General features: G+C 63.8%; 9 protein-coding genes and 1 tRNA gene. 4 read left to right on the forward strand and 6 right to left on the reverse strand.

From position 1 onward, the window contains the following. Positions 1-81: 81 nt before the first annotated feature. Positions 82-167: transfer RNA gene (locus EN874_RS01715), tRNA-Leu, on the reverse strand. 567 nt (positions 168-734) lie between these two features. On the opposite strand from EN874_RS01715, the gene EN874_RS01720 reads away from it, so the two are divergent. Further along, on the forward strand, positions 735-938 hold the full coding sequence (locus EN874_RS01720; RefSeq protein WP_127423808.1) for a hypothetical protein: 204 nt from the start codon (positions 735-737) through the stop codon (positions 936-938). A gap of 278 nt (positions 939-1,216) precedes the next feature. Here the strand turns inward: EN874_RS01720 and EN874_RS01725 are convergent, their stop codons facing one another. The 3 genes from EN874_RS01725 to EN874_RS01735 all read right to left on the reverse strand — a co-directional run bounded on the left by EN874_RS01725 (position 1,217) and on the right by EN874_RS01735 (position 3,095). Beyond that, on the reverse strand, positions 1,217-1,882 hold the full coding sequence (locus EN874_RS01725; protein WP_127423809.1) for an outer membrane protein: 666 nt from the start codon (positions 1,880-1,882) through the stop codon (positions 1,217-1,219). A 91-nt stretch (positions 1,883-1,973) separates the two neighbouring features. Next, positions 1,974-2,219, reverse strand: a complete 246-nt coding sequence (locus EN874_RS01730) for a hypothetical protein (RefSeq protein ID WP_127423810.1) — start codon at positions 2,217-2,219, stop codon at positions 1,974-1,976. Positions 2,220-2,243: 24 nt separating this feature from the next. After that, a complete protein-coding gene (locus tag EN874_RS01735; protein ID WP_127423811.1) occupies positions 2,244-3,095 on the reverse strand; it encodes an alpha/beta hydrolase in 852 nt (283 codons plus the stop codon). A 149-nt stretch (positions 3,096-3,244) separates the two neighbouring features. Between EN874_RS01735 and ade the strand changes: the two genes are divergently transcribed. Next, the gene (gene ade, locus EN874_RS01740) at positions 3,245-5,062 is read left to right on the forward strand and encodes an adenine deaminase (protein WP_127423812.1); all 1,818 of its coding nucleotides are present in this window, start codon (positions 3,245-3,247) and stop codon (positions 5,060-5,062) included. 19 nt (positions 5,063-5,081) lie between these two features. On the opposite strand, the gene EN874_RS01745 is transcribed toward ade, so the two are convergent. Further along, complete coding sequence (locus tag EN874_RS01745; RefSeq protein WP_127423813.1) at positions 5,082-6,248, reverse strand: alpha/beta hydrolase; 1,167 nt, start codon at positions 6,246-6,248, stop codon at positions 5,082-5,084. Positions 6,249-6,354: 106 nt separating this feature from the next. Continuing rightward, the gene (locus tag EN874_RS01750; protein WP_245513471.1) at positions 6,355-7,389 is read right to left on the reverse strand and encodes an alpha/beta hydrolase; all 1,035 of its coding nucleotides are present in this window, start codon (positions 7,387-7,389) and stop codon (positions 6,355-6,357) included. A 276-nt stretch (positions 7,390-7,665) separates the two neighbouring features. Here EN874_RS01750 and ilvA point away from each other — a divergent pair, with 276 nt between their 5' ends. Together ilvA and EN874_RS01760 are read left to right on the forward strand one after the other, a co-directional pair. Then, a complete protein-coding gene (gene ilvA, locus EN874_RS01755) occupies positions 7,666-8,922 on the forward strand; it encodes a threonine ammonia-lyase IlvA (RefSeq protein WP_127423814.1) in 1,257 nt (418 codons plus the stop codon). Next, positions 8,919-9,491 carry a DUF1697 domain-containing protein gene (locus EN874_RS01760; protein ID WP_127423815.1) on the forward strand — a complete coding sequence of 191 codons (573 nt, stop codon included), beginning with the start codon at positions 8,919-8,921 and terminating at the stop codon, positions 9,489-9,491. The genes ilvA and EN874_RS01760 overlap by 4 nt, the downstream gene beginning before the upstream one ends. The last annotated feature ends 41 nt before the right edge of the window (positions 9,492-9,532 follow it).

The raw sequence follows: 9,532 nt of genomic DNA on the forward strand, positions 1-9,532 counted from the left end.
AGATCCTTGAACGCGAGCATAGGTGCCGTCCAGGGTAGCCGGCCCCAAAGATAGAATTAGAATAAGCAAGCAATTTCAATGTGGTGCGGACGACGGGAATCGAACCCGTACGATCAGAGATCGAGGGATTTTAAGTCCCTTGCGTCTACCAATTCCGCCACGTCCGCGCGCTGCAATTTCAAGCACTTAAGCCGACACAGGTCTAGCCTTCCGGGGTAGATTTTGCACCGGATTGGCACCAAAGGCTGATCTGTTGTTCCGCGCCCGCTCTCATCGCAGCTTCGATCGCCGCCGCGTCTTCGTCCGACTTCTGGAACAATGGGCGTAGACCGACAGCGTGACCGCAAGTGACGCATGCCCTAGCCGGCAGTTAATTGCAACCACGTCGAGGCGGCCAGCGATCAGGGCGGAGGTGTCGGTGTATCGGAGGTCGTGAAACGGGACCCCAGGGAGGTCGACCGCCGCGCCTTCTTGCCGCCACGCCAGTCGCCTCTGCCGCCCCGCCGCAGCTTCGCCGACGGCGCACGCTGGATCGTCCGGCGATATGGCCGAAGTGCGGGCGCTGATCAGGGCGCAGCGCCTGTGCGGGGGTGAACCCGTCTTTGCGCCCTACGGCAAATGGATGAGCCCACGTCTCCGATCGATAGGATGAAGCCCATCATGCCCCGATGCTACTTAAGGGAGCGCAACCCGGTTTTGCAGCCCTGGGAGCCAGTTGGCTTTAGGGGTTAAGTATGAGCAAAACGACTCTCATTACTATCGCTATCCTCGCGATCAGCGTCGGCTATGCCGAAGCCAAGGACCGTAAGGTCGCGCCGATTTGCACCGCGTCAAGCCGGCTCTTCGAGGTCCTCAACGGCAGGTGTTTTCTCGTCAAAGGTTCGATGATCTATGGCGACATCGCCGATCTTTCCCGGATAGTCCGCCTGGGGTGGTAGCCAAGGGCAATCGGGTGCCCAGACGCTCGTCTTCACGCCGGCTGACTCAAAAGCGCAGTGATGGCGGCGCCGGGGTTGAGTGCTTGGCCGCCATGCCGGCCGACAAGGCCGTTTCGGCTGACCCTGGATAGTGGCGTGATCGCGGAATTACGCCTTTAGAGGCGTTCGCTACGGTTGTCCTCGCTGTGGACTTGATCCGCCGCGGCCGGCGTCCATCAGGCCCTACCCATTCCCCCCGCCCCCTGCAGGCGCCGGCCACCTTCGTTCCGCTCATCAATTCAGAACTTGTAGCTGAAGTTCACGCCCAGCGTGTGCAGCTTCACGTCCTGGTCGCGGTCCGAGAAGTCGTCCGGGGCGTCGAAATGCTCCTTGCCGAAATCGTAGTAGCGGTACTGCGCGCCGACGACGATATTGTTGCTCAGCGCATAGTCGACCCCGGCGCCGATCGTCCAGCCGGCGCTTGCGCGTGTCCTGGCGAAGCTGGGCCCGGCAACTTGCGAGGTCTCGATGCCGGCGAAGGCGACGCCGCCGACGCCGTAGATCAGCCAGCGATCGACCGCCAGGCCGGCCTCGGCATTGACCGATCCGAACCATTTGATGTCGGTGCCGACGGTATTTCCGGGGTCGAGCAGGGCCGAACCGTCCATCGAGGAATAGTCGAGCTCGGCCCGCGCGCCGATCACCGCCTGGTTGAACTGCCAAAGGCCGGCGACATGGCCGCCGACAAAGCCGCCGTCAAGATCGGGCGAAGCGCCGAACGGCTCGCCTTCCGTGCCGGAGATGTCGGAGGAACCCCAGCCATAGCCGGCCTGGAGGCCGGCATAGTAGCCCGTCCAGTCGAAGCCGGGCGCGGTCATGGGCAGGTCGGCGCCTGCGTCCGCGGCCAAGGCCCGCCCGGACAGCAGAGCGAAAAAGCCGGCACTGGCAAGCGTCAGGCGACCCATCGAGCGCTCCGAAATGGCGGTTTCGAAAGACTCCTCGGCGCAACCTAGCGTTATTCGCCGCAAAGCGAAATTGCATTCCTGCAACAGTGGTTTACGTCGGTGGGTTGCGGACGCGATCTTCGAGGTCGCGCCGCTTCTCCTCGGACGAGGCCAGCCGGTTGAAAGTGTATTCGGCGAGCAGGGTGCCGGCGACGAAGATCAGAAGCGGCGCAACCCATGTCCAGTATGAGCGCAAAATGAAGAAGGCCACGCCGGCCAAGGCTGCCGATACCACGAAGATCGCGAACCTGATCGTCTGCGCCATCTTCGGCCGATCCGGATGGTCAGTAGCGGGCACGGGTCTTGCTCGTTCGCACGCCGGCTATTTGGCGTCGATGAAGTCGAGCGCCGCCTGGCTGTATTCGTCCGGCGCCTGCAGCATGGCGAAATGGCTGGCGTTGGGCAGGATGATCAGCTTCGCGCCCGGTATGACGGAGGCCATATATTCGGTGTGCTTGCGCTTGATCGCCTCGTCATGGTCGCCGGCGACGATCGCGATCGGCGTGGTGATCTTGCCGAGCTGTTCCTTGGTCCAGGACGGCTGCGATTCCCACATATGGCTGATCTGCGCGACGAAGGCGTCATACTGGTCAGGCGTCTTCGACATCTTCTTGTAGTCTCGGCCTGACCGTTCGATGTAGGCGGCGAAGGTCTTGTTGGTCAGGACGCCGGGGTCGACGCCGTCCGTGGTGACGTTGGCCGCCTGTGCGAAGAGCCTTGTCAGCCGTTCGGGATGATGAAGCGCGATGTCGATGCCGATGATGCCGCCGTCGCTCCAGCCGACAAGCGCCGCCTTGTCGATCTTGAGATAGTCCAGCAGCGCCAGATAGTCCGAGGCCATGAGATCGTAGCCGTAGGGCTCGTCCGTGCGGGTCGAGCGGCCGTGGCCGCGGCTGTCGGCGACGATAACCTTGTGGGTCTTGGACATGGTCGCTACCTGGCTCGCCCAGATATCGGCATGGCCGAGGCCGCCATGGATGAGCAGCACCGGGTCGCCCTTGCCGAAAACGGCATAGTACATCTGGATGCCGTTGACCGGCGCGTAGCCGCTTTCGTCGGGTTTGGGCATTGCAGCAGGCTCCGGCAAGGTCTGCCAGCGCTCTTCGGCGGTGGCGAGAGCGGTCGATGCGACGAAGAGGATGATGGCGGCGAACGCTTTCCAGAAACCGGTCATTTTTGCCTCGCAAGGGTCGGTTCGACGGCGAGCATCGCCATTTGCCTGGAATAGTCAACATACGCGGCGTTTTCCCCGAGAGCTGTTTGAACCGCTCTGGCTCCGTGCGCCGACATTTGCGAAAGTGGCCGCAAGCAGAGGATCCGCCGATGACGAATGCCAAGCCGAAGAGCGCCGCAACGCCGAAACCCTGGACCGAGGTGGCGAGGCATCTGGTCGACGTCGCGATGGGGCGCAAGCCTGCCGATCTGGTGATCCGCAACGGGCGCTGGGTCAATGTCCATTCGGGCGAGATCATCCCCGGCACCGACATTGCCGTCGCCGCCGGGCGCTTCGCTTACTGTGGGCCGAATGCCGGCCACGCCATCGGGCAGGGGACCAAGGTAGTCGATGCCGGCGGCCGCTATCTGGTTCCCGGCCTCTGCGACGCGCACATGCATGTCGAGAGCGGCATGGTGACGGTGACGGAATTCTGCCGCGCCGTGATCCCGCACGGCACCACCTCGATGTTCATCGACCCGCATGAGATCGCCAATGTGCTGGGCCTGCCGGGCGTCCGCCTGATGCATGACGAGGCCGTCGCGATGCCTATCAACGTGCGTGTGCAGATGCCGTCCTGCGTGCCTTCGGCACCTGGCCTGGAGCATGCCGGGGCCGAGCTTACGGTCGCCGACGTCGCCGAGGCGATGACCTGGGAAAACATCATCGGGCTCGGCGAGGTGATGAATTTTCCAGGCGTCGTCGCCAACGATCCGGTGATGTCGGGCGAGATCGCCGAAACGGTCAAGGCCGGCAAGACGGTCGGCGGCCACTATGCCTCGCGCGACCTCGGCCTGCCGTTCCACGGCTATGTCGCCGGCGGCGCCGAGGACGACCATGAGGGCACGCGCGCCGAAGATGCGATCGCCCGCGTGCGCCAGGGCATGAAGGCGATGTTGAGGCTTGGGTCCGCCTGGTACGATGTCGCGGCGCAGATCAAGGCGGTAACCGAAGGCGGCATCGATCCGCGCAACTTCATCCTGTGCACCGACGACAGCCATTCCGGCACGCTGGTGCATGAGGGGCATATGGACCGCGTGGTGCGGCACGCCATCAGCCAGGGCCTGAAGCCGGTGACGGCGATCCAGATGGCGACGCTCAACACCGCGCAGCATTTCAGGCTGGAGCGCGAGATCGGCTCGATCGCGCCGGGGCGGCTGGCCGATCTCTTGATCGTCTCCGACCTGACCCAGATGGCAATCGACGAGGTCTATAGCCGCGGCGTCAGGCTAGCGAAGGCCGGCAAGCTCGAGATCGACATTCCGGCGTATGATTATCCGCAGACGGCGAAGAACACGGTCAAGCTCGCCAAGAAGCTCAGGGCGGCGGATTTCGACATCGCCGCGCCCCAGGGCGCCAACGAGGTGCGGGCGCGCGTGATCGGCGTGATCGAGAACCAGGCGCCGACGCGGGCGCTGGAGGCCGATCTGCCGGTCGAGGACGGGCTGGTCGCCATGGACCGCCGCAACGACGTCTGCCAGATCGCCCTGGTGGAGCGCCACAGGGGCACGGGCGGCGTCACCAACGCCTTCGTGTCCGGCTTCGGCTATGTGGAAGACTGCGCCATGGCCTCGAGCGTCGCCCATGACGCGCACCACATCATCGTCGTCGGCACCAACAAGAAGGACATGGCCTTGGCCGTCAACCGGCTGGGCGAGGTGGGCGGCGGCGTGGTGCTTTATTCCAAGGGCAAGGAGCTGGCGCTGGTCGAAATGCCGATCGCCGGTCTGATGTCGAACGAGCGCGCCGAGACCGTCGCGGCCAAGGCCGAGCAACTGACGGAGGCGATGCGCAAGGTCGGCTGCTCGCTCAACAACGCCTACATGCAGCACTCGTTGCTGGCGCTGGTGGTGATCCCGGAGCTGAGAATCTCCGACGTCGGACTGGTCGACGTGACGACGTTCCAGAAGGTCGATCTTTTCGTGTGAGAGGGTCGCCGTTGGCGGATCATTGGCCGCCGGTGGCGATGGTCAGCACCTTGAACGGCGTGGTGATCACCACTTCGGCCACCGATCCCACGGCTTTGCCGAGACCTTGGCCGATATTGTCCAACCCGGCCCCTTGAGGTTCGTCCGCCCGCAGGGCCGCCGGTGTGCGCAGCCGGTCGCCGAGCAATTGCACCAGGACCGGATTGTCGGCGAACTTGGCGTGGTTCAAACGGTCGCCGCCCTTGGTGTTGGTCAGATCCGCAACGACCACGCCGTAGCTTGCGAGATCGGCCGCGTTGCCGTAGTCGCCGACGCGCGGCTTGTCGCCGGAAATGAGGCTGGACAGCTTGAGCGCCCGGTCGTCGCCAGAAAGCAGGATGGCGAACGGCTTGTCGGGCTTGCCGTAGCGGATCATCTGCTTCTTGAAGACATCGACGTCGATGTCGGGCGAGGCGAGGATGACATAGCCTAGCTTGCCGCCGAGGTCGCGGTCGCCGGTGATGGCGAGCTGGCGCAAGGCTTCCATCGTCAGCCAGGTCCCCATCGAATGGGCGATGATGTCGATGCTTTTGGCGCGCGTCTTGGCAAGCATCCTCAGCGTCGCCTCGAGGTCGTCGCGCGCGGCGGTGGAGCTGTCCTTGTCGTAGATGTAGCCGGTCGTCTTGCCGCTCGACGCCCATGAGAACAGCACCGGCGTGCCCTGATATTTCGTGTCGTGCGCAATCTGGGTCAGCCGGTAGACGCCGTCGTCGAAGCCGTTGTTGAACCCGTGCACGAAGACCAAGGCGCGGTCGCCGCGTATGGCAATATCGGCGCCGACCGCCTTGGCGAATTGCGAAGGGTCGCCATAGTGGACGACGTCGGTGGCGGTGAACTGCTTGGCCGGGTTGCTGTCGGCCGAACCCTTGGCGCGCTCGATCGCGCCAACCTGATGGATTTTTGGAACCGTGACGTCGACACGGGCGTAGCTGGCGGTCAGCGAACGGTCGCCGTCGAACACCTGGCGCGGGTCCTTGGTCGCCTGCTGACGGGTCGTGGCGACGAAGATTTCATGGGTGGCCGCAATATCGGAGGCCGGCACGGCGACCGTCTTCCTGTTCAGAAGATCATGCGTGTTCCCACCGGCGCAGCCGGTCAGGGCGAGCGCAAAGGCAAGGCCAAGGCCGATCTTCGAACGCACGATCACCCGGGGTCCCCCAAGGGCGGCAAACCTCTCCTGCTACTTCGATAAAGCCAGAGGGCGGTCCGGTCCAGTTCAAAGTCCATGCAGGACAGCAACCGCGTCACCACGGTTACTGGGTGGCGAGCTGGCTGATGCGGTCGGTGACGTCGCGGTCGCTGGCAAAACCATCGTCCTCGCGCAGCCGCTGGCCGATCATCTTCACCAGCGCCGGGTTGTCGGCGAATTTGGTGTGGTTGAAGCTGTCGCTTCCCTTCTCTTTGGAGAGATCGACGACGGTGACGCCATAGGAAGCGAGATCGGCCGCGTCCCTGTAGTCGCCGACGCGCGGCCGCGAACCGGCAATCAGACCGGAGAGCCTCAGCGCCCGGTCGTCGTCGGACAGAAGCAGGATGAAGGGCTTGTCGGGCTTGCCGTAGCGGCGCATCTGGCTCTTGAAGACATCGACGTCGATGTCGGGCGAGGCCAGAACCACGTCGCCGAGCTTGCCGCTAAGGTCGCGATCGCCGGTGATGGCGAGCTGGCGCAGCGTCTCCATCGTCACCCAGGTTCCCATCGAATGCGCGACGATGTCGATGCGCCGCGCACCGGTCTGCGCGAGCATTCTCAGCGTCACTTCCAGCTGATCACGGGCGGCGGATGCACTTTCCTTGTCATAGACATAGTCGGTGGTCTTGGCGCCCGAAGCCCACGAAAACAGCACCGGCGTGCCGGGATATCCGGAATCGTGGACGATCTGGGTCAGCCGGTAGACGGCGTCGTCGAAGCCGGTGTTGTAGCCGTGGACGAAGACCATGACGCGGCCGCCACGCGCATCGATATCGGCGTTGAGCGCGCTGGCGAATTTCGGCTGCGTGTCGTAGCCGACAACCTCGGAGGCCATGAAATATTTGGTCGGATCGTTCGACGTGCCGCGCGAACGCCGCTCGATCTGGCCGGCCTGGTGGACCGGCGGCACGGTGACGCTGACGCGGGCATAGTTCAGCGTCGCCGAGCGCTCGCCGTCAAAGACCTTGTTCGGATCGTCGGAGCGCTTGCGGGTGGTGGCGATGAAGATCGAGTGGTTGCCGGCGATCTCGGTCGCGGTCGTCGGCACGACGACGCTGCCCAGAATTTCCTCTGTCTGACGCCCCGCGCAGCCTGCCATCGACAGAGCCAGGGCAATGATCAAAAGCGTCTTCACATGCACGTCGAACAAATCCACTCCGGCCGCAATTGGCCATCCACCTCCGCGAAATCCTCCCGGACAGGCGAAGTGCGGCTAAAGTAAGTCGTGTCCAGCGGAAATTTGCTCGGCGGCCGGCGAGGGCCATCGCACTGTTGCGCGAAAGTCAAAACGGCGGCAGGAAGGTCCTTGGTTGAAAAAGCCGCGCCGGCAGGGGATCGAGGCGCGTTGCCTCGAATGAAATGAGGGGACTTGCAAGTGAACAGCTTCTCCGCCCGGGTTGCCGCCGCCGCCGAGGCGATCCGCGGGATTTTTCCGGAAACGCCGCTGCAGGAGAACGACTATCTGTCGAAGAAGACCGGCGCCCGCATCCTTCTGAAGCGCGAGGATCTGACTCCGGTCCGCTCCTATAAGATCAGAGGCGCCTTCAATTTCTTCCGTAAGGCGCTCGCCGCCGGCAACAACGCCGAGCTCTTCGTCTGCGCCTCGGCCGGCAACCATGCGCAGGGCTTTGCCTTCGTCTGCCGTCATTTCGGCAAGAAGGGCGTCGTGTTCATGCCGGTGACGACGCCGCAGCAGAAGATCGACAAGACACGGCTGTTCGGCGGCGATTTCGTCGAGATCCGGCTGGTCGGCGACTTCTTCGACGATTGCTATCGCGCCGCCTTCGAATTCACGGAGACCGCCGGCGCGCATATGGTGCCGCCCTTCGACCATAAGGACATCATCGAGGGCCAGGCGACGGTTGCCTATGAAATCACGGCCCAGATGCCCGGCGGGCGTATGCCCGACATCGTCATGCTGCCGGTGGGCGGCGGCGGCCTCGCCGCCGGGGTGACGCATTATTTCGCCGACCGGCACCGCGACACGCGCTTCGTGTTCTGCGAGCCGGCGGGCGCGCCGAGCCTCAGCGAGAGCCTTGCCAGCGGCAAGCGGGTCAAGCTCGCCAAGGTCGACAATTTCGTCGACGGCGCGGCGGTGGCCGAGATCGGCCGCGAGCCGCTGCGCCACCTCAGGGATTTCACCGCCGATGCCGTGCGCCTCGTTCCGGAAAATCGGCTCTGCGCGACGATGATCGAGATGCTCAATATCGAGGGTGTTGTGCTGGAGCCGGCCGGGGCGCTGGCGATCGACGCGCTCAAGGATTTCTCACGCAAGGAGATCAGGGGCAAGACCATCGTGGCGGTCGTCTCCGGCGGCAATTTCGATTTCGAGCGCCTGCCGGACGTCAAGGAGCGGGCGCTGCGTTTCGAGGGGCTGAAGAAGTATTTCATCATCCGCTTCCCACAGCGGCCGGGCGCGCTGCGCGATTTCCTCGAGATGCTGGGACCGGACGACGACATCGCGCGCTTCGAGTATCTCAAGAAGTCGGCGCGCAATTTCGGCTCGGTGCTGATCGGCATCGAGACCAAGGACCGGCGCAATTTCGATCTGCTGAAGGCCAATTTCGACGCCGAAGGCGTGCAGTATCAAGACATCACCGACAACGAGACGCTGGCGGGGTTCATCATATGAGCGGGCCAAAAACGAGCGGAACTGGAACCGTCTTCGTCGCGCTGTTCTCCGGCATCAATGTCGGCGGCAACCGCATCGTCAAGATGGCGGAGCTGAGGTCGTTCTTCGAGGATTTGGGTTTCAGCGATGTCGCGACCTACGTGCAGAGCGGCAACATCGTGTTCCGCGCGAAGAAGGGCGATGCGGCGTCACTGACACGTGAGATCGAAGCGGCCTTCGAGAAGAAATGGGGGTTCCATTCCCGCATCATGGTGCGCGATGCCGGCTGGTTCGAACGCCTGGTGAAGGACAATCCGTATCCGGAAGTGGCCGGCGAGCCGACCAAGCTGCATGCCTACGCGCTGGAGCGTGAGCCGACCGCTGACGAGACGAAGCGGCTTGCGGAAAAATGCACCGGTCCGGAGCGCTTCGAGATCAAGGGCGACGTGCTCTACCTGCATGCGCCGGAAGGGCTCGGCAAATCAGTGTTCGCCAATCTCATCCCGCGTACGCTCAAGGTGCCGGGCACGGCGCGCAATTGGCGGAGTGTCCTTGCCCTGCTCGACATGGCTGGCAAAGCCGGCGGCTGACTATTCATTTCCACGCAATTCCGGACGGAAAACCGCGAGGC

This window comes from Mesorhizobium sp. M1D.F.Ca.ET.231.01.1.1 (assembly GCF_003999155.2).
GTDB lineage: Bacteria > Pseudomonadota > Alphaproteobacteria > Rhizobiales > Rhizobiaceae > Mesorhizobium.